This window comes from Micromonospora sp. NBC_00821, from assembly GCF_036347035.1.
Taxonomy (GTDB): domain Bacteria; phylum Actinomycetota; class Actinomycetes; order Mycobacteriales; family Micromonosporaceae; genus Micromonospora; species Micromonospora hortensis.
Genome location: NZ_CP108880.1, coordinates 3,188,605 through 3,210,420, shown reverse-complemented (window position 1 = coordinate 3,210,420; position 21,816 = coordinate 3,188,605). Strand labels below are relative to the sequence as shown.

The following is a 21,816-nucleotide window of genomic DNA, read 5'->3' as shown; positions in this document are numbered from 1 at the left end:
TGTTCAAGCTGCCTTTTCGCAGCCAGACTGGCAGGAAACGGCGGCCCTGACACCGCGACGATGGACACGTTGACCCGTACCCCGGGGTGCGGGTTTAGGGTCGCGGGATGCGGGTGGGTGAGTTGGCACGCCGGACCGGAACCACGGTCCGGGCACTGCGTTACTACGAGTCGGCCGGGCTGGTCGTACCCCGGCGGCTGAGCAACGGCTACCGGGAGTACGACCCGATCGCGGTGCGGCTGGTGGCGCAGATCCGCGAGCTGATGGCGCTCGGCCTCACCGTCGAGGAGACCCGCCCGTTCGTCGAGTCGATCGCCGATGGTTCCGACGACACCGACGTGTGCGCGGCGGCGGTGGCCACGTACCGCAGCACCATCACGAACCTCCAGGAACGGATCGGCAGGTTGACCGCCCAGCGGGACGCGCTGGACGCACGCCTGGACGCCGCCGCGACCCAGGTCGTACCCGGCAGTCCCGCCGAAGGCGCCGACCCCACCGCGCTGGTCGGCGTCAGGTTGCCACCGCTGTCCTTCTACGGCACCGACGGCCGCCCGGTCGATCTCGGCGCGCTCGGGGCCGGGCGCAGCGTCATCTTCGTCTACCCACTGACCGGACGACCGGGTGTGGACCTGCCCAACGGCCTGCTGGAGATCCACGGTGCCCGCGGCAGCACCGAGCAGGCCGCCTGGTTCCGCGACCACCACGCGGAACTCCGCGCGGCCGGCGCCGCCCGGGTGTACGGCCTGTCCGCGCAGTCGACCGGGTACCAGCGGGAACTCGCCCACCGGCTGCGTCTGCCCTACCCGCTGATCCCCGACCCGAGACTGACCCTGGCCGAGGCGCTGCGGCTGCCGACCCGCGCCGCCGGCGACATGACGCTCTACGAGCGGCTGACCTTAATCGTCGCCGGCGGTGCTGTCGAACACGTCTTCCACCCGATCCCGGACCCGGCGTCGCACCCCCTGCACGTGATGCGGTGGCTCACCAAGCGACGCCAGGCCCCCGGATCGGTCGCCGCCTAGAAGTCGTCGTCGAACGCGCCGCACCACTCACCGTCCACAGTTACTTCTGCAACATGATCGATGCGGCGGATCGCCAACGAGATTTCTCAAAGACCGCGAGCTGGTCGAGGGCCATCCAGGCAAAGGTGTCTACGTCGCAGAAGCCCAGAGCTGAGCGCGCCGCTTCCTTGATCGATTGATGAGAAGTAGCCCAGCACCGTCGCGTTTAGACGGACTGGCTGTTCGCCAACCCCGCGCTACCTCGTCGATCATGGAGTTGTGGTGGGCGACAAAGTGCCCGCACAACACCAATCAGGCACCATAACTCCATGATCGACGAGACCGGACCGCCCCTTCCCCCGCGATCTTGCACTTCCTGTCGCGACATAACAGGGCATTGCGCGCATACCGGCGACCGAAACTGCAAGATCGGCGCGGACGGGGCGGTCCTGACGGGCAACGCGTGGGCCGAGGTCGCCGCCTAGAAGTCGTCGTCGAAGGCGACGGTGCCGGTCACCCCGACCTGGTACGCCGACACCCGCCGCTCGAAGAAGTTGGACAGCTCCTGCACGTCCTGCAACTCCATGAAGCCGAACGGGTTGCTCGAACCGTAGTGCGGCGTGATGCCGAGCTGGGCGAGGCGGCGGTCGGCGACGTGCTGGAGGTACTCCCGCATGTCGGCCAACGTCAGACCGGGCACACCGTGGCCCACCAGGTCCTCGGCGAACTGCACCTCACACTCGACCGCCTCGGTGAGCATCCGGCGAACCTGGTCGGCGAGGTCGTCGTCGAACAGGTCCGGCTCCTCGGCGCGGACGGTGTCGACGACGTCGAACGCGAACGCCATGTGCATGGACTCGTCGCGGAACACCCAGTTGGTGCCCGAGGCGAGGCCGTGCAGCAGGCCGCGGGAGCGCAGGAAGTAGACGTACGCGAACGCGCCGTAGAAGAACAGACCCTCGATGCAGGCGGCGAAGCAGATGAGGTTGAGCAGGAACGTGCGCCGGTCCTCGCGGGACCGCAGCTCCCGCAGGTCGGTCAGGGAGTCGATCCACCGGAAGCAGAACTCGGCCTTACGACGGATCGAGGGGATGTTCTCGATGGCCGCGAAGGCCTCGAAGCGTTCGGTCTCGTCGGGCACGTACGTGTCGAGCAGGTTGAGATAGAACTGGACGTGCACGGCCTCCTCGAACAGCTGGCGGGACAGGTAGAGGCGACCCTCCGGGCTGTTGACGTGCTGGTAGAGGTTGAGCACCAGGTTGTTGGCGACGATCGTGTCACCGGTGGCGAAGAACGCCACCAGGCGGCTGACCAGGTGCCGTTCGGCCGGCGACAGCTTGTCCAGGTCGGCGAGGTCGGCGTGCAGGTCGACCTCCTCGACCGTCCAGGTGTTGCGGATCGCGTCGCGGAACCGGTCGAAGAAGTGCGGGTAGCGCATCGGGCGGAGAGTCAGGTCCATCCCGGGGTCGAGCAGCATGTGCGTGGTCCTCGTGTCGGTGGTGCTGGCATCGGTGGTGGCGGCGTCGGCGGGAGTCACTGGCAGGCCTCGCACGACTCGGGGTTCTCCAGCGAGCAGGCCAGCGCCTCCGCGTCGACGACGACGGGTGCGACGGCGCTGACGGTGGCCTGCTGGATCCGCGTCGCGGGGCGCGAGCGCAGGTAGTAGGTGGTCTTCAGCCCGGCCTTCCACGCGTACAGGTACATCGAGGAGAGCTTGCCGATGGTCGGCGCGGCCAGGAACAGGTTCAACGACTGGGACTGGTCGATGAACGGGGCGCGGGCGGCAGCCAGGTCGATCAGCGCCCGCTGCGGCAGCTCCCACGCGGTGCGGAACAACTCCCGTACGCCGGCCGGCAGCTCGGCGATGTCCTGCACCGACCCCTCCGCCCGCTTGATCGCCGAACGAATCCGCTCGGTCCACAGACCGCGGGCCTTCAGCTCGCGTACCAGAGCGGTGTTGACCTGGAGGAACTCCCCCGACAGGGTCTCGCGCTTGAACAGGTTGGACACCTGCGGCTCGATGCACTCGTAGCACCCGGCGATCGAGGCGATGGTCGCGGTCGGTGCGACCGCCACGAGCAGCGAGTTGCGCAGCCCGTACGCCTCGACCCGCTCGCGCAGCGCGTCCCACCGCGCGGTCTGCGTACCCTCGACACCCCACAGGTCGGGCTGGAGCTGGCCTCGCGCGGCCCGGGTCTGCGGGTACGCCGGGTGCGCGCCGAAGTCGCGCGCCAGGTCGGCGGAGGTCTCCAGCGCGGTCAGGTACAGCTCCTCGCTGATCCGGGTGGACAGCTCGCGGGCGGCCGGCGAGTCGAACGGCAGCCGCAGCGCGAAGAACACGTCCTGTAGGCCCATCAGCCCGAGCCCGACCGGCCGCCAGCGGGGGTTGCTCGCCGCCGCCTGCGCGGTCGGGTAGTAGTTGATGTCGATGACCCGGTCGAGGAAGGTCACCGCGGTCCGCACCGTGGCGCGCAGCCGCTCCCAGTCGATGCCGCCGTCGGTGAGGTGTGCGGCGAGGTTCACCGAGCCGAGGTTGCACACGGCGGTCTCGGCGTCACTGGACACCTCGACGATCTCGGTGCAGAGGTTCGACAGGTGCACCACGTTGCCCGGCTCGGCGGTCTGGTTGCAGAGCCGGTTGGCGGCGTCCTTGAAGGTCATCCAGCCGTTGCCGGTCTGGGCGAGGGTCCGCATCATCTTCCCGTACAGCTCCCGTGCCGGAACCTGCCGCACGTAGCGGCCGTGCGCCTCGGCCTCCCGGTACGCGGCGTCGAACCGCTCCCCCCACAGGTCGGGCAGATCGGGCACCTCGTTCGGGTCGAACAGCGACCACAGCTCGTCGGCCTCGACCCGGCGCATGAACTCGTCCGGAACCCAGTTGGCCAGGTTGAGGTTGTGGGTACGCCGGGCGTCCTCGCCGGTGTTGTCCCGCAGTTGCAGGAACTCCTCGATGTCCGGGTGCCACGGCTCCAGGTAGACGCAGGCCGCGCCCTTGCGCCGGCCACCCTGGTTCACCGCGGCGACGCTCGCGTCCAGCGTGCGCAGCCACGGCACGATCCCGTTGGACTGCCCGTTCGTGCCCCGGATCAACGCGCCGCGGGAGCGGACCCGGGAGTACGCGATGCCGATGCCACCGGCGAACTTGGACAGGTTGGCAACCTGGGCGTACCGCTGGTAGATGGAGTCCAGCTCGTCGAGCGGGGAGTCGACCAGGTAGCAGGAGGACATCTGGGTGTGCCGCGTCCCGGAGTTGAACAAGGTCGGTGAGCTGGGCAGGTAGGCCAGGCTGGACATCAGCCGGTAGAAGCCGACCGCCTCGTCCGCCGTCCGGGCCAGGCCGCAGGCCACCCGCAGCAGCCAGTACTGCGGGGTCTCCAGCACCAGCCGGCTGGTGGGGTGGCGCAGCAGGTAGCGGTCGGACACGGTACGCAGGCCGAAGTACTCGAACCGGCGGTCGCCGTCCGGGTCGATGGCGTGGTCGAGCGTCGCGGCGTGTGCGTCGACGAACGCGGCGGTGTCGTCACCGATCAGGCCCTCGGCGTGGCCGGCCCGGATCGCCGCGCTGAACGAGGTGATGCCCTGTCGACGCACCTCCTTGTCGACGTAGCCGGCCAGCAGCCGCGCGGCGAGACGCGAGTACTGCGGCTCCTCACCGATCATCTCGGCAGCGGTCTGGATGGACAGCCGGTCCAGTTCGGCAGTGGTCGCGCCGTCGTAGAGGCCGCTGATGGTGCGGGTGGCCACCCGCATCGGGTCGACGTCGGTCAGATCGTCGGCCCACCGCTCGACCGCCCGGACGATCTTGTTCACGTCCACGGGTTCGGTGCCGCCGTCGCGCTTGCGGACCTGCATCGGCGTCCGCCGCAGGATCGCGTCGCCGCTGGCCGGGACTACCTCGGTGACTGTCACCACTCGCTCCTCGGAGTTCGAGACCTGGTGGTCCGGACGCGAGGAGACAGACACCGGCGGACGCCACGCCGGCACGGCGTGGGTCAGGTGGCGTCGGCCGTCCCACGCGGCCTCGGACCGCCGCGCACCCGGGTGCGGGTACGCGGCGCGCTGGCAGGTCTTCGGACTCGCGGGCACGACCGGACTCCGCCGGTCTCCTACTGGCCGTCGCTTCCCAGGCCGATTGGTGGCCCAGTGCTGATGACGGCGGTCGTTCCCACTCACCGCTGCGGGACAGTCCCGGATTTCCACCGGGTTCCCTGTTGCCTCGACCGCCCCGGATGAGCGGCCGAACCAGCTGCGCTCGACACCATATATAGGGACACAGCCGTTGTCACACCCCACATGTCGGTCTCGGGCGTGTCGGCGACTCACTCGGTGACCACCGTCACCACCCCGGCCGACCACCCCACGCCGACCGAGGCCGGGCACCAGAGACCGGACTCTCCACGCGCGTGTCGACAGTCGACAAAGATTTGATGTATCGAGGCCACGGCACCGTAGAGTGCTCCCATGCGTCGACGTCAATGCCTTGGCGCGAGGGGGAACATCCAATCTCCACAACCCGCCACCCCCGCCACCTTCGCCCGTCTACCGGCACGATGGGCGATAAGGCGGAACGACCCTGCGGCGCAAACATCATACGTCTGTGGGCCTACGGTGATCGACATCGTTGACGGGCTGGAGAAGCCCTCCGTATACTCCCAGTGATCATCTGATCTTTAGCCGAGCCGGGCGAGGAGCGCATGCCGCAGATCACCGCCGTCACCGTCGAAGACGTCCGCTTCCCCACCTCCCTGACCGCTGACGGGTCAGACGCCATGAACAAGGACGGCGACTACTCGGCGGCCTACGTCGTCCTGCACACCGACGGCGTCGACGGCGCGGGCGCGCCACTCGCGGGGCACGGCCTGACCTTCACCATCGGCCGAGGCAACGACATCGTCGCGGCGGCGGCGGTCCACCAGGCACAGCTCCTGGTGGGCCTGGACGTGGCGACGATGGCAGCGGACATGGGCGCTGTCTACCGCCTCCTCACCTCCGACTCGCAACTGCGCTGGCTCGGCCCGGAGAAGGGTGTCGTCCATCTGTCCCTGGCCGCCGTGTTGAACGCGTCGTGGGACCTGGTCGCCCGACTCGCCGACAAGCCGCTGTGGCGGCTGCTCGTCGACATGTCCCCCGAGCAACTCGTCGACATCGCGGACCTGCGCTACCTGTCCGACGCGCTGACCCGCGACGAGGCACTGGCCATCCTGCGGGCCAAGGAGGGCACGAAGGCCGCCCGCCTCGCCGAGCTCGACCGGACCGGCTACCCCGCCTACACCACCTCCGCGGGTTGGCTCGGCTACGGCGACGACAAGCTGCGCCGGCTGTGCCAGGAGGCGGTGGACACCGGCTACGGCTACGTCAAGCTCAAGGTGGGCGCCAACCTCGACGACGACATCCGCCGATGCGCTATCGCACGCGAGATCCTCGGGCCGGATCGCAACCTGATGATCGACGCCAACCAGGTGTGGGACGTCGGTCAGGCCATCGACTGGGTCACCGCCCTCGCGCAGTTCACGCCACTGTGGATCGAGGAGCCGACCAGCCCCGACGACATCCTGGGCCACGCCGCCGTCCGCCGCGCCGTCGCTCCGATCGGCGTCGCCACCGGCGAACACTGCCACAACCGGGTGATGTTCAAGCAGCTGTTCCAGGCCGAGGCCATCGACTTCTGCCAGCTCGACACCGGCCGGTTGGCCAGCATCAACGAGATCGTCGCCGTGCTGCTGCTCGCCGCGAAGTTCGACGTCCCGGTGTGCCCACACGCCGGCGGTGTCGGCCTGTGCGAGATGGTCCAACACGTGTCGGTGCTCGACTACGTCGCGGTCTCGGGAGACCTCACCAACCGGGTCACCGAGTTCGTCGACCACCTGCACGAGCACTTCACCGATCCCTGCATCATCCGGGACACCGGCTCCGGCAGCGGATACGTCCTGCCCAGCCAGCCCGGCTACTCCACCCGGATGCGTCAGGAGTCGGTAGCGCTCTACCGCTTTCCCGACGGCCACTACTGGGCGGCGACAGACCCGACTACCGTGTCATCTCCGGAGGCGGCGTACGTGACTGCGGGTGGGAAGGCCACCCCCGCCGGCCGCTAGGGGGATCATGTCTCGCACTGACGAAGTGGTCAACGGCATCAAGCGGATGATCCTCGAAGGGCAGTTCAGGCCCGGGGACCGGTTGCCCATCGAGAAGGACCTCGCCGAGCAGCTCGGTGTCTCGCGTGGGTCTCTGCGCGAGGGGATGTCGGCCCTGTCGATTCTGGGCATCGTCAACATCCGCCAGGGCGACGGCACCTACGTCACCAACCTCGACGCGCCACAACTGCTGGCGCCGATGGGTTTCGTGGTGGACTTCCAGGGCCAGGGCGACCCCCGGCACATCCACACCGTTCGCCGGCTGCTGGAGTGCGAGGCCGCCTGCCTGGCGGCGACCAGGATCACCGACGAGGCCCTGGCCCAGGCGGGTGACCTGCTCGACGAGGCGGCCCGGTTGATCGGCCAGTCACCGCCGGACCACGAGCGGATCATGGAGATCGACATCGCCTTCCACCGGATCATCTCGGTGCACGCCGAGAATCCGGTGCTCGTCGGCCTGATCGAAGCGTTCGCCGGGCGCACCATCCGTGGCCGGCTCTGGCGGAGTCTGCACGAGGAGGGCGCGGACCTGCGCACCCATCACGAACACGTGGCGATCCTGAAGGCCCTCGTGGCGCGCGACCCGGAGCGGGCGCGCACCCGGATGGCCAACCACCTGATCGGCGTGGAGGAGTCGTTGCAGGGGTTACCCGACGACGCCGACGCGAGCATCGTGACGGCCCGGTCGTGACGGCCGCCCCTCACGGCTGCACGTCGAGCAGCCCTTCGTCGTACAACGCCGTCCAGAGCTGATCTGGGACGTCGACACCGGCTCGACGCAGGGTCTCGGTCACCTGTGCCTCGTCCCGCATGCCGACCACTGTCGAGACGACGGCCGGGTGACGACGGACGAACGCCAACGCCGCCTGAGGCAGCGTGACGCCGTACATCTGACAGACCCGCGCTATCCGGCGGGCCTGGTCGATCACCTCTGCCGGCGCCTGCTGGTAGTCGTAGACGGCGTCGGGCGGCGGCATGTCCCGGGCCAGCAGCCCGGAGTTGTAGACCCCGGCGACCACCACACCGACGTCGTGGGTCTGCGCGACGGGCAGCAGGTCGGTCAACGCGCCCTGCTCCAACAGGGTGTACCGGCCGGCGCACATCACCACGTCCACGTCGGTCTCCGCCACGAAACGGGCCAGCATCGCGGACTGGTTCATCCCCGCCCCGACGGCACCGATGACGCCCTGCTCCCGCAGCTCCACCAACGCCGGGATCGCCTCGCGGGCGGCCTGCTCCCAGTGCTCGTCCGGGTCGTGCAGGTACACCACGTCGATCCGGTCCAGGCCGGTGCGCCGAAGGCTCGCCTCCAGGGAACGGCGTACGCCGTCGCGGCTGAAGTCCCAGACCCGGCGATGGTCGGCGGGGACGTCGAACCCCTCCGGATCCCGCCGGTGTGCCGTCTCCGGGGACGGCACGAGCAGCCGGCCGACCTTCGTCGACACCACGTACTCGCCGCGCGGGCGTAAGCGCAGGGCCGCGCCCAGGCGTCGTTCGGACAGGCCCAGCCCGTAGTGCGGCGCCGTGTCGAAGTATCGGATGCCGCCCGCCCACGCGGTGTCCACGGCGGCGGCGAACTGCTCGTCCGACGTCGCCCGGTAGAGATTGCCGCCCTGCGAGGCGCCGAAGCCCAGTGGGCTCAGCCGCAACGGCGACCCGACGGCGTTCGAGGTCGCCCGACGGCCGGGATCCTGCGCGCCCCGCTGGACGGCAGCCGTCACCGCTCGTCCCGATCCACGCTGGTGCTGCCGGTCATCGCCGCGACCAGATCGTCGGTGGTGACCTCGTCGGCGCGGAGTTGGGCAGCGCGTCGACCGAGGCGCAGGACCTCGACCCGGTCGGCGATCTCGAGCACCTGAGGCATGTTGTGGCTCACCAGCACCACCGACATGCCGGCGTCGCGGGCACGCCGGACGACGTCGAGCACCCGCCCGGTCTGGACCACACCCAGGGCCGCTGTGGGCTCGTCGAGGATGACCACGTTTGTCGCCCAGATGATGGCCCGGGCCACCGCCACGCACTGCCGCTGCCCACCGGAGAGCATCGCGATCGGGGTGGTGACCCGGGGGATCCGTACGCCGAGTTCGTCGAGGGCGGCGGCGGCGCCGTGGCGCATGGCGCGTTTGTCCAACAGTCCGAGCCGGCCGAGTGGTCCGGAGCGGAGGATCTCCCGGCCGAGATACAGGTTGGCGGCCACGCTGAGGTCGTCGGCGACGGCGAGGTCCTGGTAGACGGTCTCCACCCCGGCCCGTCGGGCATCGACCGGGGTGGAGAACTGGACCGGACGGCCGCCGACCCGGATCTCGCCCTCGTCCGGCGGATGCACACCGGACAGGGTCTTGATCAGGGTGCTCTTGCCGGCGCCGTTGTCACCGATCAACGCGACGACCTCACCGCGGCGGACCGTGAAGTCGGCGCCCCGCAACGCCTCGACGTGCCCGAACCGCTTGACGATGCCGCGTGCCTCGAGGACCGGCGGTTCCGTCTCGGTGGGTTGCTGGTCGCTGTCGGCGGTGGCCGTTGGAGTGCCACCCATCACTGCACCGGCGGGTTGGCGCAGCTGGGCTCGAGCACCGCCTTGATCTCCGCCGAGTCGATGTTCTCCTTGGTGACGAACGTGACGCCGGTGTCGGCCGATGCCAGCGGCGCCTTGTCCCGGAGGTGCTTGACCATCTTGTCGACGCCGAAGTAGCCCATCTTGAACGGGTTCTGCACGACGAGCGCCGAGATCTGGCCGTTGCGCACTCCGGCGATCTCGTCCGGGGCGGCGTCCCAGCCGATGATGACCACCTTGCCGGACTTGCCGGCGGCCTGGATGGCCTGCGCGGCACCGAGCACGCTCGGCTCGTTGGCGGCGAAGACGCCGGCGAGCTTGGGGTTGGCGGTGAGGATGTTCTCGGTGACGCGTCGGGCTTCGTTGACGTCACTGCGGCTCGGCTGCTGGCCGACCAGCTTCAGGTTGGGGTACTGGGCGAGACCGGCCTTGAAGCCGTCGACCCGCTCGGTGTTGGTCTGGGATCCGGGCTGGAACTCGACGAGCGCCACCTCGTGGTTGCCGGGGCCGAGTTCGGTGGCGAGCAGCTTCGCCGCCTCGGTCGCCGATGCGCGGTTGTCGGTGGCGAAGAGGGGCACGTTCGACGGCTGCGGGCTGGTGCCGGAGTCGATCATGGCGACCGGGATGTTGGCGCTGAGCGCCTTGTCGGTCGCCGGTGCCAGCGCGCTGGAGTCGGTCGCCGCGTAGACGATGCCGTCGACCTTCTTGGTGACGAAGTTCTGGATCAGGTTGACCTGGCCCTCGACGTCGGTCTCGGTGGTCACCCCGTCCCACTGGACGGTGACGTCCCCGGCGCGCTGCGCGGCGCACTCGGCGCCGGCCTTGACCGTGTTCCAGTAGTCGGCTCCGACCGCCTTGGGTACGACGGCGAGCTTCAACGGGCCGCTCGCGTCCTTGGTCGCGCCGTCGCCGCCGTCCCGGACCTCGACCCCGCCGCAGGCGCTGAGCAGGGCGGTCGCCGCAGCCGCGGCCAGGATCGCCTGCGCGCGCAGGAGTCGTCCTCGCGTCCGCCGGCTGGTGGTGGTGTGTGCCATGGTGTGTGTCCTTCCTCGTTCGGACTCTCGGAATGGCATGTCAACCCCGTGATTCCAGCCGCCGGCGGCGGTACTGGTCGAAGTAGACGGCGGCCCAGATGATCACGCCGACGATCACCTGCTGGTAGTGGATGCTGATGTCGAGCAGGACGGCGCCGTTGCGGACCAGGGCGATGAGGAACGCGCCGATGATGGTTCCGACGATCCGGCCCTGCCCACCGAACAGGCTGGCTCCGCCGATGACGGCGGCGGCGATGACGTCGAGTTCCAGCGAGATCCCGTAGTTGGGCTGGCCGGAGTTGACCCGGGACGCGGCGATCATGCCGCCCAGCCCGACCAGCACGCCGGCCAGCACGTACACCCCGGTGAGGTGCCGCCCGACCCGGATGCCGGAGCGGCGGGCTGCCTCCAGATTGGAGCCCATCGCGTAGGTGTACTGACCGAAGCGGGTCTGGGAGAGCAGAAAGGCGACCCCGACGGCAACCAGGACGGTGATCACCACGGCGAACGGGATGCCGAGGATCTGCCCGTTGCCGAGCAGTTGGAAGGATCGGGGCAGGCCGTAGACGCCGACGGCTCCGGTGATGATGAAGACGAGGCCGCGGCCCACGGACATCGTCCCCAACGTCGCGATGAACGGCGGAATCCGGGCCACCGTGACGAGCAGCCCGTTCAACAGCCCGGCCAACGCGCCGACGCCGATGGCGACAGCCGTGGCCGCCCAGAGCGAGAAGCCGAGGTCGCGCACGACCATCGCGCCCAACACGCCGGCGAGCGCGGCGACCGATCCCACCGACAGGTCGATGCCCTTCGTGATGATGACCATCGTCTGGGCCGTGGCGATGATGGCGATCACCGCCGTCTGGGCCCCGATGTTGAAGAGGTTGTCGGCTGTCAGGAAGTAGGGACTCGCGAAGGACAGGGCGATGAACAGGACGACCAGCGCGGTCGCGGCGGTAAACTCGGAGACGGCGTGGGAGATCCGTTCCCGGAACCAGTCGCTGAGTTCGCCGCGCTGCGTGCCGGCGGTTGCCTCGGCGCTACTCATCGTCGGACCTGACCTCCCCAAGCGTGGCGCCGGCGTCCGACGGGGACCCGCCGACGAGCCGAACGCCTGTGAGCGACCGACCCCGCTCGGACGGCGGTGCGGCTAGGCGCCCGCACACCCCTTGGAGATAGGTCGGATGTTTCCCACGATCAGGCGTTACCTTGCCACGCATTCACGTATGTTGCCAAGGTCTTGCGAGCATGTTTTGCCATCGTTACCTGCGCCATCGAAGCCATACGTCAGACCAAATCGACATCGACTGCCGCCGCTAGCATGTTATCGATAACATGCTATGTCCCCAGGTCGAAAAGGGCGCTGCCGTCTCAGGACGGGGCCAGCCGGTAGACCCGGCCGGCGGTCTGACGCCAGACCGCGGCCCGCTCATCGTCGGAAAGCGGATCCAGCAGATCACCCAGAACGGCGACCCAGCGGGTGTACGAGGTGGCGAGCAGGCACACCGGCCAGTCCGAGCCGAACATCAGCCGATCCGGCCCGAACACGTCGAGGGCGTACTCGACCGCGGGCCGCAGGTCGGACGCCGTCCAGGACCCGCCGTCCACCTCGGTCACCAGGCCGGAGAGCTTCGCCGTGGTGTTGGCCTCGGCCGCGAGCGCCCGCAGGTCGCGCTGCCAGTCACCGAGATCGGCACGCCCGAGCGGGGGCTTGCCGAGGTGGTCCAGGACGAACCGCACCTGGGGCATGTCGCGGACGAGCCGGACGGCCGCCGGCAGCTGACTGTGGCGAACCAGGAGGTCGAAGGCGAGGCCGGCGGCACCGACCGCGGCGATGCCCTGCCGCACGTCGGGACGGTCGAGATAGGTCGGGTCGGGTTCGGACTGGACCAGGTGCCGGATCCCGACCAGTCGTTCGCCGCCGCGCGCCCTGCGGAGTCGGGCAAGGCGGCGGTCGACATCGGCGGCGCTCAGGTCGACCCAGCCGACGACCCCGGCGATGAGCGGGTCGTCGGCCGCGATGCCGAGCAACTCGGGCGTCTCCGACCGGACGGCGACGGACTGAACGACAACGGTCTGGGTGACCCCTGCGGCCCGGGTCGCCGGGGCGAGCTCGAGCGGCGTGAAGTCGTCGTCGATCGCGGCCATGGTGCGCGGATCGATCCAGGGCTGTGGGTGCCGCGCCCGGACCCAGAGGTGATGATGCGCGTCGACGATGCCCGGTCGTCGCGCGACGTCACCGGTCGTCACGGGACCCGCCCTGGCGCGTTCTCGTCCACCCCACACCCCGCCCAGCCGCTGATCGAGCCCTCCGGGTCAACCCGGAGCCACAGAGTCGATCTGGCAGGTTGACCATGTTAGCGGTAACAGTCTGTTGTTGAGTCCCGGAACGCGCGTCACGACCGGCTTCCGGCAGTGTCGCCTTTTGGTCTGACGAATCCACTGGCACCTGCGGCCGATCCGCCTCGTCGGCGTACCGGTATGTGGACGCGTTCGGGGCGCGGGGCCCGGGTTGACCGCCTGAGGCGGCACCGATACCGTCGACCCACTATCTGCGGCGACGCGAGGGAAGCCGGTGTGAATCCGGCGCGGTCGCGCCACTGTGAGCGGTTCCCCAACCACACCTGGGGGCCGCGAGCCAGGACGCTCGGTCGTCCGCAGCCTTGCGATGGGGACGCGTCATCCCTGGGGAGGTTCGTGTATTCATGTCTAGCTCCGCTTCCAGCCAGCCGGTGGTGCACCCCGCTGGCAGTGCCCGTCTGCTGTGGACAGCTCTGGCGACCGTTGCCGCACTCACCCTGCTGGCGTATCTCGTCGCCTTCGACCAGGGCGCGGTGTCGCGCAGCGGGATGTACCTGCACGAGTTGATGCACGACGGCCGGCACCTGCTGGGCGTCCCGTGCCACTGAACACCACCGCCGCTCCCCCGTTCCTCGCCGTCCTCGTCCGCGGGCTGCTGGCTGGCCTGATCGCCGGCCTGCTGGCCGGTGCGTTCGCGTACGTCGCCGGCGAACCGCACGTCGAGGCGGCCATCGCCATCGAGGAGGCGGCGGCGCACGCCGAGCCCGCCGCTGGTGCGCACGATCACGAGGACGCCCTGGTCGGCCGGACGGGTCAGCGCGGCGGGCTGTTCCTGGCCACCGGCCTGTTCGGGGCCGCGATGGGTGGCCTGCTGGCCACGGCGTACGTCCTGCTGTCCCGTCGGCGGCGCGGCGACGACGACGGACGGTCGGGTCTGCTGCTGGCCGGCGCGGCGCTGCTCGGCGCGGTGATCGTGCCGTTCCTCAAGTACCCGGCGAACCCACCGGCGGTCGGCGACCCGGCCACCATCAACCAACGGACCGTCACCTATCTGTTGATGGTGGTGCTAGGGCTGGTGGCCGTGTGGGCCGGGTCGCTGGGCTACCGGTCGGTCGGCGCCCAGGCGCCGACGTGGTTGCGCGCGGCCGCGGCCGTGGGCGGGTTCCTCTTGGTCACGGCAGTGTCGTACGTGGTGATGCCGTCCTTCCAGGAGGTTCCGGCGGACTTCCCGGCGACCCTGCTGTGGAGTTTCCGACTGGCCTCGCTCGGCACCCAGGTCGTGCTCTGGACCGGCATCGGCCTGCTGTTCGCGGCCCTGATGCACCACGAGCGGCGTCGCCGGGCCGGCATCGCACTGCCGAGCACGTGACCGGCACCAGCCTCCGGCTGGTCGCCCACGGTCACACCGTCGCGCTGCGCCGCGCCCGCTTCGGCGGCGTCGACGACGGCCTGGACGAGGGTGGCCTGCGTGCCGCCCTCGCCCAGGCTCAGGCGGGCGCTGACCGGCGTGGGCTCCTCGGCGTGAACGCCACCTGCCTGTCCAGTCCCGCGGTGGCCGCCCGACAGACCGCCGACGCCTTCGGCCTGCTGCCGACGATCGAGACGGCGTTGGCCGACTGTGACTACGGGATCTGGTCCGGACGGACGCTTGAGGAGATCGCTGAATCGCAGCCACAGGCGCTGCACGACTGGCTGTCCGCTCCGGACTCCGCGCCGCACGGCGGTGAGTCCGTCACGGCCGTGCGGGATCGGGTCGGAAGCTGGTTGGACGAGCAGCACCGAGCCGGCGGACGCGTCATAGCGGTCACCCACCCACTGGTGATCCGGGTCGCTGTGGTGCACGCCCTCGGTCTTCCGGTGGCGACGTACCGGCAGGTGGACGTGGAGCCCCTGGCCGTCGTCCGGCTCACCAGTCAGGGCACGCGCTGGCAGCTCCGACTGGGCGCGCCGCGAGCAGGTTGAGGTCGAACCGAACGCCGCGTCGGTGGGCAGCCCTTGCAGAACGCGTCGTGACAGCAGCAGAACCGCCTGTCCTCGCGACCAGCCACACCGCCGGCGAACCGGCCCAGCGTCGCCGTCGGGACGCGGCCGAGACCCGGCAGTTGCTGCTCGACGCCGCTCGCCAGCGCTTCGCCCGGGACGGCTACGCGGCCACCACCGTCCGGGACATCGCCGACGGCGCGGGCGTCAACGTGGCGCTGAGCCCGGCCGGGGGCTCGGCTCTGCCTCAGCCGACGCGGGTGTGGACCAGGGCGGCGGCGCGACCCAGGGCGGCCTTCTCGTCGGCGGACAGCGCGGGGTCGACCCGACGCAGACCCACGGCGTGCCGTAGTTGGCTGGCCCGGGGCGGCTCGGCGCGTCGCTGAAAGGCATCGAGGCCCTCCCGAGCTGGATCGGCGAGCTGCGGGTCCGTGCTGATCGCCACCTCGGCGAGGATGAGAGCGGTCATGGCCACGTCCAGGTCGGCCGGCCCTTCGGTCGCGTTGCGCCAATCGATGACCACCGGCCCGCGTGAGGTCACCATGATGTTCTGTGGATGCAGGTCGAGGTGCAGGACGCGGTCCGCCGGGTCGGCGCTGAACCGGACCGGCATGCTGTGAAGGCGGTCGTGCAGGCCCACGAGCAGGTCGGCGGCCGCGCCGATGCCGGTGCGCCCGGCGAGCGTCGACGCCAGGAGAGTTTCGCCGTCGAGGCGTTCGAGCACCAGGTCGGGTCCCTGGGCGTCGTACACCATGGGCACCGGGTAGCCGGCGGCCGCGACGTACGCCATCAACGCCGCCTCGGGCGCGCTGTCCCCGCCCTGGCGGTAGCGGCGCAGCACCCGAGACGCGTCGAGCGCGTAGACGTCGGCGTCGCGCCCCGAGGCGAGCAGCGCGTGATCGGCCATGGCAGACGACGCTAACAGTGGATTGCACGACGAGCGCGTGGGGCGGGCCGTGATCACGGCCCGCCCCACGCGGCTGTACTGTCCCCGGCTCGGTGCTAGCCGGTGACGGTGAACGGTCGGGACACCTTCGTCGCCGACGTGGCGCCGTTCAGCGTGACGCTGGTCGCGCCCGCCTTCGCCGCACCCGGAACGCTGACCGTCGCGCCAGAGATGACGCCGTCACCGTTCGCGCGCACGGTGCTGACCGCCAGTCCGGTCCCGAAGGCGATCGTGACCACCTCATTCGGCGCGAACCCGGAACCGTCGACCATGATCGACGTGCCGCGCGGGCCCGAGGTGGTCAACAGCGCCACCCGCGGCTGGTAGGTTCGCGCCTCTGGCTCCCCGGTCACCTGGACGGTGGCCGTGGCCGGCGTACGCGAGGACGTGCCCGTCGCGGTGACGGCGTACCGGCCGGGTTGCGCGTCACCGGAGGTCGGCACCGAGGCGCGGACCGTTCCCGTCGCGGAGGCCGCGACCTTCATGATCCGACCCGGGTCGGTGCCGACGCTGACGGTCACCTGCTCGCCGGCGGCGAAGCCGCTGCCGGTGACGGTGATCGCGCCACCGGTGGCGACGGCGCCGGACGCGGACAGGGCGATCGCCGGCTGCGATCCGCCCCGAGCCACTGTCACGGTGAAGGACTCGGTGCTGCTCGACAACGTGTCCCACGCGGTGACGCGCACCGTGTAGGTGCCCTCCCGTGCGTAGGTGTGCTGGCCGCTCATCGCGCCGGACGCGCCGATCGTCACGTCGTCCGGAACCGTGCCGTCACCCCACTGGACGCGGGCGCGGTAGCCCGTCGTACCGGGAACGCCGCCGGTCACCGCACCGAGGTTCGCCGCGAGGGCCTGCCCGGCGGTGGCCGTCTGGTTCTTCGGGGCGGCGGTCGTCAGCGCCGGGGCGGGCGTGCCGTCGTTGGCCACGGCGAACACGTGAATCCGACCCGCCGAGCGAGGGTCACCGGTCTGCGTCGGCAGGGTCACCGACACCAGCGTCTTGCCTGCCGGGATCTGGTACGGCGCGGTGGCGAAGAGGAACGGCTGGGCGCCGTCGCGACTCGTGCCCTGCAATCGGTACGCCGTCCGGGCCACGACGATGTTGCCGTAGGACGGGGTGCCGTTGGCGTTGCCGCCCAGCGTCCAGTCGCTCAACTGGATCGGAATGCTGGCCGTGCTGCCGTCACTGAACGTCGCCGTGCCGGTGGTGTTCTGGTTGCCCTGCGTTCCGGCGCCGATGAACGAGATGCTCTTCGCGTCCTGCGGAAGGTCGAGGACGACTGTCGCCCCGTTGCCGGTGGCGTTGTCCGGCTGCCCGGCCGGAATCACCGGCAGGGTGAACCGCAGCGCCGTTCCGGGGACCTGATGTGCCTGGCCCTGGGTGGCACCACCGGCCGCCAGGGCGGCCCGCGAGTACGCCCACGACTTGGCGTCACAGTCCGCCGCCAGGACCCCTTCGTCACCGACGCAGACGTTGTCGAACGCGGCGGTGAGACCGGAGGCCGGGGCGTACGCCACCTCGACGCCGACAGTCGCGGAGCTCTGGCTCTCGCCGTCGGTCACCGTGACGTTCGCCTGGTGGTAGCCGGGCGTGGCGTAGGTGTGCGACCCGGCGATGCGGTAGACGGCCCGCGAGCTCAACGTCACGGTGCCCGCGGTGACCGGCGTGCCGTCACCCCAGTCGATGGTGGCCTGGTAGCCGCTGGCGTCGCCGCCGGTGACGGTGGCCAGCGGCACCGAGACGGGTACGCCGGTGGTCGCGTGCACGCCGTCCGCGGCGGTGACGATGATGTCGCCGCCACCGAGGTCGAGGTCACCTCCGGCGAGCAGCTCGACCTCGGCGAGGTTGGTCTGCGCGGCGCCGACAGTCTTCGTGACGGCGAGGCGGAACTGGGCGAACCGTCCCGACCTGTCGATCGAGTACGGGCGGGTCTGGTTGCGCCAGGGGAACACCTGGCCGGCGCGGGAGTCAACAGTGGTCCAGGTGAGGCCGTCGTTGGAGCCCTGCAGGCGCCAGTCCGCCGGATCGCCGGCAGCGGCCCCGGACGTGACCGTGTAGTACTTCGGCTTCTGCTTGCCACCACGGAAGGCCCAGGTGATCTGCGGGGTCGCCGAGGTGAAGGTCAGCTGCGTGGTCGACGAGTCGTCGAACAGCTTCGACGCGTCCTGAGCGCCGGTCGCGGTCGCGGTGCCGAGACCGGGGCCGGTGACGTCCTGCAACGGCTTCGGCGCCTCGTCACCCTTTGTCAGCGACGGCGGCGCGTCGTTCCTGCCGGTGCCCCACGACGACGGCTTGGGGCCCATCTGGAAGTCGATGGTGCCGCCCTTGGCGAGCGTCGCGACATCCAGGGAAAGCCCGCGCTGCTTCTTGCCGTTGACCTTCACGTCCTGCACGTAGACGTTCGCCGTGCTGTTGTTCGGCGCGTTGACGACGATGTCGCCGCTGCTGCGGCGCACTGTCATCCTGGTGAACTGCGGCGAGCCGATCGCCCACTCGGACGACCCGGCCTGCAACGGGTAGATGCCCAGCGAGCTGAGGATGTACCAGGACGACATCTCGCCGTTGTCCTCGTCGCCCAGGTAGCCCTGGCCGATCTCACTGCCGACGTAGAGACGCCGCAGGATCTCCCGCACGGTCTCCTGGGTCCTGGCGGGCGCGCCGGCCACGTTGTACATGTACGGGATGTGGTGCGACGGCTGGTTGCTCATGCCGAGTTGACCCATCCGCACCGCGCGCGCTTCGAGCATCTCGTGGATGACGCCGCCGTACCCACCGGGGCGGTCGGCGTTCTCCGGGGTGGTGAAGAACGCGTCGAGCTTGTCCCGCAGCGCCTTCTGCCCGCCGTACAGGTTGATCAGACCCTGGCCGTCCTGCTGAGCGGTGAACGCGAAGTTCCACCCGTTGGTCTCGGTGTAGACGCCGCCCCAGTCCAGCGGGTCACCGGCGAGGAAGTTGCCGGCGGCGTCGCGACCCTGGAAGAGCTTCGTCTTCGGGTCGAAGAGGTGGACGTAGTTGCGGGCCCGCTCCAGGAAGTACCGGGACTCCTCCTTGAGCCGGGCGCGCTCCGACTTGGGCGTGGCCGGGTCCTTGGCGAGCGCCGCACCCATGTTGCCGATGCCGAAGTCGTTGATGTAGCCCTCCAGCGCCCAGGACACCGACTCCCCGGTGGACGTCGGCGTATAGCCGAGGAACAGGGAGCTCTCGATGCCCTTACGCCCGACCGCGCTGCGCCCGGACGCGACGGTCGCGTCCTTGACGGCCGCGTCGTACGCCGCGAGCGGGTCGGGCAGCTTGACCCCGGTGAGGTACGCCTGGGCCAGCGCCACGTTCGCGCTGGTGCCGGTCATCAGGTCGGCGTAGCCGGGGGACGACCAGCGGGCGATCCAGCCGCCGTCGCGGTAGTGCTGGACGAAGCCGTCGGAGATCTTCGCGGCGACGTCCGGGTACAGCAGCGCGTAGGCGGGCCACACGGTGCGGTAGGTGTCCCAGAAGCCGTTGTTGACGTAGATCTGCCCGTCGACGACCTTCGCGCCGGTCCGGGTGGGGGTCGACGCGCCGGTCGGCGCCGAGACCGGGCTCGCGTACTGCCAGCGCGGCGCGGCGGCGGTGCCGGTGTTCTCCGACTGTGAGTTCGGGTAGAGGTTCAGCCGGTACAGGTTCGAGAACATCGTGACCAACTGCGACTCGGTGGCGCCGCGCAGCTCGACCCGGCCGAGCCGGTCCTTCCACGCGGCCGTCGCCTCGGCGTGGATCTGGTCGAAGCTCTTGCCGGTGACCTCCAGATCGAGGTTGCGGCGCGCCTGGTCGACGGAGAGGAACGACGTGGCGAGACGCATCGTCACCTCCCGCGAGCCGGAGATGTCGAAGGTGGCAGAGGTCGCGGCGGACGCCGTCGGCGCCCGGTCGAAGGCGCCGGAGACGAACATCCGGCTACGACCGGCCGACAGGCCGCTTCCGTTGTCGACCCAACCGGTCAACGTGCCGTCCGTGCCGATGGTGAACGTGCCGTTGTGGAAGACGAGGCTTCCGGTCGCCTGCCCGGTGGGGAAGGTGAACCGCATGATCCCGGCGTGGTCGGTGGGCGACATTTCCGCGACCAGGCCGTTCTGGAGCGTGACGCGGTAGAGGTCCGGCTGCGCCGTCTCGTCGTCGTGACTGAAGGCGAGCGCACGACTGGCTGGCTGACCGGTGAGCGGACCGCCACCGACGACCGGCATGACGGACATCTGGTTGCGGTCACCCATCCAGGGGCTGGGCTCGTGGGAGATCGCGAGGCCCTGGAGCATGGGCAGGTTGGCCTCGTTGTTGATCCGGTGGTACTCGTACTCCCACGAGTCGGAGGTCGCGTCGGTCACCGGGGTGAAGAAGTTGAACCCGTTCGGCACTGCGGTGATCGGCAGGTTGTTCCCGCGCGAGAAGCCGCCCGTCGAGTTGGTGCCCCGTCGGGTGTCGACGTAGTTGGTCAGCTTCGAGCCGTCGATGGACGCCGGCGCGGCCGTCAGCTCGATGTCGTCGAGCCAACCCTGGAAGCGGGTAGCCCCGGTGGCCTGCGGATTGTCGTAGGCGAGCAGGATGCGGTCGATCGCCTTGCCGCGCGCGACGGCGCCCAGGTCGGCCTGCACCAGGTTCCACTGGTCGGCGAAGAGCACCTTCGAGGCGCCCTGACCGGCGCCCGTGAGCGGGTAGCCGTGCTGGTCGACGGGCGATCGACCACTGAGGTAACTGCCGTCGGTGAAGTGCAGGTCGACGGCGGCGTAGGTGGACGGGTACCGGCCGTCTCCACTGGTGAACTCGGGGAAGAGCTTGTACGACAGTCGGGTCTCCGGCCCGACCGGGATGGTGACGTCGAAGAGCTTGTTCGTCGCGTACGACCGGCCGTTGCCCTCGGCACCGCCGGAGTAGCGCAGCGCGGCCAGTCCGGTGAACCCGACGTCCGGCTTCGTGGTGTAGCCGCCGTTCGGGCCTGCGGTCGCCTCGCTGACCATGGGGGTGGCCGGCGGGCGGACGTCTGAGCCGTCGCTGATGTTCCAGTCGGCGAGCTGCACGAGCGAGTCACCGGAGTTGGCGGTGATGTTGAGCCGGTAGAAGCCGTAGGCGTTCGGGTTGGTGATGCTGTACGTCTTGGTGGCGAAGCGCCCGCCGAATTTTTCGCCGGCACGCTTGTCCAGGTCGGTCCAGGTGCTGCCGTCGTTCGACCCCTGGATGACGAAGTCCTTCGGGTCCCGGGTCGGTGCGTCGTCGGCCGCGGTCAGCGAGTAGCGCGCCACCGTCGCCGGCTTGGCGAGTTGGTAGGTCACCCAGCCGGTGGACGCGAACACGAGCCACTTGGTCGACGGATCGTCGTCAGTGAGGTTCGCGGCGATCTCTCGCGGCGGGTTCTCGTCGCTCGCGGTCACGGCGCTGACCTGGCCGAGCAGGCTGCCGGGCAGCGTGGCGACAGTGCCGCTCAGGTTGGCCTGGACCGGCTTTCCGTTCGGGCCGACCTCCGCGGTGCTGGTGGCGGGCTGCGGGTCGCCGGACTCGAACGAGGAGGTGAAGTTGCCCGGCTGTGCGGGATTGGGGGCGGCGTTCGCCAGGGGCGCGGCGACGAGCAGGCCCAGCGGTAGCAGGGCGGCTGTCGTCGCCGCGATCAGGCGGGGTGAGAGGGAGCGCGCAAGGGGGGTGTGCGACATGAGGGACGGAGCCTTTCGACTCGAACCGGGTCGAGTACGTCGAACGTCTGGGCAGTGTGGATCGGGTGGCGGGTCGGAGCCCTGACATCGTTGTCATGAGAGTTCGTGAGCAACGGGAGCCAGGACGGGTGGACTGCCGCTGATAGTTCCGGGCGCAGCACGGCCGTGTCAACGGGTTGATCGCGCCGATACGGCCG

The 21,816-nt window shown here is 70.0% G+C and carries 15 protein-coding genes, 1 pseudogene and 2 riboswitches; of the genes and pseudogenes, 7 read left to right on the top strand and 9 right to left on the bottom strand.

Features of this window, described 5'->3' with window-relative positions:
- Positions 1–107: 107 nt before the first annotated feature.
- Positions 108–1,022, top strand: a complete 915-nt coding sequence (locus OHB44_RS14495) for a MerR family transcriptional regulator (RefSeq protein WP_330440992.1) — start codon at positions 108–110, stop codon at positions 1,020–1,022.
- A gap of 460 nt (positions 1,023–1,482) precedes the next feature.
- Here OHB44_RS14495 and OHB44_RS14490 read toward each other — a convergent pair whose 3' ends face one another.
- On the bottom strand, positions 1,483–2,478 hold the full coding sequence (locus OHB44_RS14490; RefSeq protein WP_330441231.1) for a ribonucleotide-diphosphate reductase subunit beta: 996 nt from the start codon (positions 2,476–2,478) through the stop codon (positions 1,483–1,485).
- 56 nt (positions 2,479–2,534) lie between these two features.
- Positions 2,535–4,853: a ribonucleoside-diphosphate reductase subunit alpha gene (locus OHB44_RS14485; protein WP_330441230.1), complete on the bottom strand. Its 2,319-nt coding sequence runs from the start codon at positions 4,851–4,853 to the stop codon at positions 2,535–2,537.
- Between the two features lie 192 nt (positions 4,854–5,045).
- Positions 5,046–5,263, bottom strand: a riboswitch (cobalamin riboswitch).
- Positions 5,264–5,695: 432 nt separating this feature from the next.
- Here OHB44_RS14485 and OHB44_RS14480 point away from each other — a divergent pair.
- Both OHB44_RS14480 and OHB44_RS14475 read left to right on the top strand, forming a co-directional pair.
- The gene (locus tag OHB44_RS14480; protein ID WP_266302825.1) at positions 5,696–7,093 is read left to right on the top strand and encodes an enolase C-terminal domain-like protein; all 1,398 of its coding nucleotides are present in this window, start codon (positions 5,696–5,698) and stop codon (positions 7,091–7,093) included.
- Positions 7,094–7,100: 7 nt separating this feature from the next.
- Positions 7,101–7,823: a FadR/GntR family transcriptional regulator gene (locus tag OHB44_RS14475; protein WP_238684936.1), complete on the top strand. Its 723-nt coding sequence runs from the start codon at positions 7,101–7,103 to the stop codon at positions 7,821–7,823.
- Between the two features lie 10 nt (positions 7,824–7,833).
- On the opposite strand, the gene OHB44_RS14470 is transcribed toward OHB44_RS14475, so the two are convergent.
- From OHB44_RS14470 to OHB44_RS14450, 5 genes are all read right to left on the bottom strand, one after another.
- Complete coding sequence (locus OHB44_RS14470) at positions 7,834–8,853, bottom strand: aldo/keto reductase (protein WP_238684937.1); 1,020 nt, start codon at positions 8,851–8,853, stop codon at positions 7,834–7,836.
- Positions 8,850–9,668, bottom strand: coding sequence for an ATP-binding cassette domain-containing protein (locus OHB44_RS14465; RefSeq protein WP_238684938.1), 819 nt, complete (start codon positions 9,666–9,668; stop codon positions 8,850–8,852). Before OHB44_RS14465 ends, OHB44_RS14470 begins: the two co-directional genes overlap by 4 nt.
- Complete coding sequence (locus tag OHB44_RS14460) at positions 9,668–10,720, bottom strand: ABC transporter substrate-binding protein (protein ID WP_091406812.1); 1,053 nt, start codon at positions 10,718–10,720, stop codon at positions 9,668–9,670. Before OHB44_RS14460 ends, OHB44_RS14465 begins: the two co-directional genes overlap by 1 nt.
- A gap of 40 nt (positions 10,721–10,760) precedes the next feature.
- Positions 10,761–11,768 carry an ABC transporter permease gene (locus tag OHB44_RS14455; RefSeq protein ID WP_238684939.1) on the bottom strand — a complete coding sequence of 336 codons (1,008 nt, stop codon included), beginning with the start codon at positions 11,766–11,768 and terminating at the stop codon, positions 10,761–10,763.
- A 323-nt stretch (positions 11,769–12,091) separates the two neighbouring features.
- A complete protein-coding gene (locus tag OHB44_RS14450) occupies positions 12,092–12,970 on the bottom strand; it encodes an amidohydrolase family protein (protein ID WP_330440991.1) in 879 nt (292 codons plus the stop codon).
- A 274-nt stretch (positions 12,971–13,244) separates the two neighbouring features.
- Positions 13,245–13,390: riboswitch (cobalamin riboswitch) on the top strand.
- 35 nt (positions 13,391–13,425) lie between these two features.
- Between OHB44_RS14450 and OHB44_RS14445 the strand changes: the two genes are divergently transcribed.
- The 4 genes and pseudogenes from OHB44_RS14445 to OHB44_RS14430 form a co-directional block, all read left to right on the top strand.
- Positions 13,426–13,629, top strand: a complete 204-nt coding sequence (locus tag OHB44_RS14445; RefSeq protein ID WP_238677442.1) for a CbtB domain-containing protein — start codon at positions 13,426–13,428, stop codon at positions 13,627–13,629.
- On the top strand, positions 13,620–14,390 hold the full coding sequence (locus OHB44_RS14440) for a CbtA family protein (RefSeq protein WP_330440990.1): 771 nt from the start codon (positions 13,620–13,622) through the stop codon (positions 14,388–14,390). Before OHB44_RS14445 ends, OHB44_RS14440 begins: the two co-directional genes overlap by 10 nt.
- Positions 14,387–14,983, top strand: a complete 597-nt coding sequence (locus tag OHB44_RS14435) for a histidine phosphatase family protein (protein WP_330440989.1) — start codon at positions 14,387–14,389, stop codon at positions 14,981–14,983. Before OHB44_RS14440 ends, OHB44_RS14435 begins: the two co-directional genes overlap by 4 nt.
- Positions 14,984–15,030: 47 nt before the next feature.
- Positions 15,031–15,207, top strand: a pseudogene (locus OHB44_RS14430) (TetR family transcriptional regulator); the annotation flags it as partial.
- Positions 15,208–15,248: 41 nt separating this feature from the next.
- On the opposite strand, the gene OHB44_RS14425 reads toward OHB44_RS14430, so the two are convergent.
- The gene (locus OHB44_RS14425) at positions 15,249–15,908 is read right to left on the bottom strand and encodes a phosphotransferase (protein ID WP_330440988.1); all 660 of its coding nucleotides are present in this window, start codon (positions 15,906–15,908) and stop codon (positions 15,249–15,251) included.
- A gap of 95 nt (positions 15,909–16,003) precedes the next feature.
- Positions 16,004–21,619: a GH92 family glycosyl hydrolase gene (locus tag OHB44_RS14420; protein WP_330440987.1), complete on the bottom strand. Its 5,616-nt coding sequence runs from the start codon at positions 21,617–21,619 to the stop codon at positions 16,004–16,006.
- Positions 21,620–21,816 lie beyond the last annotated feature (197 nt).

Bases quoted from the DNA above. Each gene is read 5' to 3' on its own strand.
- OHB44_RS14495 (WP_330440992.1), top strand. From the start codon at position 108: ATGCGGGTGGGTGAGTTGGCACGCCGGACCGGAACCACGGTCCGGGCA.
- OHB44_RS14490 (WP_330441231.1), bottom strand. From the start codon at position 2,478: ATGCTGCTCGACCCCGGGATGGACCTGACTCTCCGCCCGATGCGCTAC.
- OHB44_RS14485 (WP_330441230.1), bottom strand. From the start codon at position 4,853: ATGCAGGTCCGCAAGCGCGACGGCGGCACCGAACCCGTGGACGTGAAC.
- OHB44_RS14480 (WP_266302825.1), top strand. From the start codon at position 5,696: ATGCCGCAGATCACCGCCGTCACCGTCGAAGACGTCCGCTTCCCCACC.
- OHB44_RS14475 (WP_238684936.1), top strand. From the start codon at position 7,101: ATGTCTCGCACTGACGAAGTGGTCAACGGCATCAAGCGGATGATCCTC.
- OHB44_RS14465 (WP_238684938.1), bottom strand. From the start codon at position 9,668: ATGGGTGGCACTCCAACGGCCACCGCCGACAGCGACCAGCAACCCACC.
- OHB44_RS14460 (WP_091406812.1), bottom strand. From the start codon at position 10,720: ATGGCACACACCACCACCAGCCGGCGGACGCGAGGACGACTCCTGCGC.
- OHB44_RS14455 (WP_238684939.1), bottom strand. From the start codon at position 11,768: ATGAGTAGCGCCGAGGCAACCGCCGGCACGCAGCGCGGCGAACTCAGC.
- OHB44_RS14445 (WP_238677442.1), top strand. From the start codon at position 13,426: ATGTCTAGCTCCGCTTCCAGCCAGCCGGTGGTGCACCCCGCTGGCAGT.
- OHB44_RS14425 (WP_330440988.1), bottom strand. From the start codon at position 15,908: ATGGCCGATCACGCGCTGCTCGCCTCGGGGCGCGACGCCGACGTCTAC.
- OHB44_RS14420 (WP_330440987.1), bottom strand. From the start codon at position 21,619: ATGTCGCACACCCCCCTTGCGCGCTCCCTCTCACCCCGCCTGATCGCG.